At 61.3% G+C, this 683-nt stretch carries 1 protein-coding gene; it reads right to left on the bottom strand.

What is annotated here, in order from left to right:
• A partial coding sequence (locus tag EN893_RS36580) for an alpha/beta hydrolase (protein ID WP_164901525.1) occupies nucleotides 1-532 on the bottom strand: 532 nt, incomplete at its 3' end.
• Between the last annotated feature and the right edge of the window lie 151 nt (nucleotides 533-683).

Below are 683 nucleotides of genomic sequence, written 5' to 3'. Positions count from 1 at the left end.
CCTGGAAGGTGAGCTTCGGCAGCAGACGCGATGGCACGTCGGAGCCGAGCCGCATTCTCTCCCAGGCAAGGACGCCCAGCGCCACCTGCCCGAGCAGGCCTTGAGAGAAATTGCCGTTCCAGATCGCGGCGGCATGGACGCGGGGCGAATGACTTAAAAGGAAATTCAACGCCACGGATGCGCCCATCGAATGACCAAACAGGATGACCGGTCTGTTTGGCTGTTCGCTGGCGATGAGGTCATGGATGGCGCCGATATCGGCGATCACCTTGGCGGGGCCATCCCTGTCGGCAAATCTGCCGAGCGGCGCGTCGGGGGCTTTGGTCGCGCCATGGCCGCGATGATCGTGGACATAGACGTGGAAGCCGCGGGAGCCAAGAAAATCGGCAAAGCGGGCATAGCGCGCTGCGTGCTCGGCCAATCCATGATTGATCTGGACGACGGCGCGTGCCCGGCCGTCGGCCTGCCTGACGAAAAGATTGAGCTCGGCACCGGTCGGCGAGGCAACCACGCGCTGCTGGCTGAATGACATGCCGCCTGGTCCCGCCCTTGCATTATCGTCGTTGGCTTTGTTTGCGCCGGCCCACATTATGCGTCAATCCGGCAAACCCGCTTTTCGCGACGATGTTTCTTGCGTTTGGCCAGCAAAATATCGCAATTCTGACATGGAGACAGCTTCAGTC

Origin of the sequence: Mesorhizobium sp. M7A.F.Ca.CA.004.04.2.1, assembly GCF_004022825.1 — a bacterium.
In the GTDB taxonomy this organism is placed as follows: Bacteria; Pseudomonadota; Alphaproteobacteria; order Rhizobiales; family Rhizobiaceae; genus Mesorhizobium.
The sequence above is the reverse complement of the archived record's forward strand: the minus strand, read 5'-3'. Positions and strand labels throughout refer to the sequence as shown.